The organism is Chryseobacterium sp. SIMBA_029, assembly GCF_046535275.1.
Taxonomy (GTDB): Bacteria; Bacteroidota; Bacteroidia; order Flavobacteriales; family Weeksellaceae; genus Chryseobacterium.
In genome coordinates this window covers 1-316 of sequence record NZ_JAWRXA010000145.1, presented here as the reverse complement: position 1 = coordinate 316, position 316 = coordinate 1, and the positions used below count along the sequence as shown (strand labels likewise).

1 protein-coding gene is annotated in these 316 nt (G+C 57.9%); it reads left to right on the top strand.

What is annotated here, in order from left to right; genetic code table 11:
* Positions 1 to 198, top strand: a 198-nt coding sequence (locus SB679_RS23565; protein WP_410704694.1) for a hypothetical protein, incomplete at its 5' end; no start/stop codon positions are given.
* Positions 199 to 316: the final 118 nt, after the last annotated feature.

Sequence of the window (316 nt, the reverse complement as noted above, 5' to 3'; positions counted from 1 at the left end):
CATACTGCCTTTGAGGAAATCGCACGCCAGGCGCTGGCGCTGGACGTGGTGCAACGTGAGAAAGAGCGCTCCCCGGCGCTCAAGCTGTCAATCCTGAGCGAGTATGTGAAGGAACTGGCCGCGCGTATTGAGGTGTTGGAATTGCAGCCTTTGCCCCGTACTCGCCGCCGCGTGGCTGACTTTGACGCCATCGAGTAAAGCGCAACGCGCAATGCCCAGACGCGCAGTAAATACCCGGTAGAACGTTAGTCATGTTCCGTTCTCCGTGGATAGAGGTATAGAAAAAAAGCCCCGCCTGGTTTGTGCCAGTGCGGGG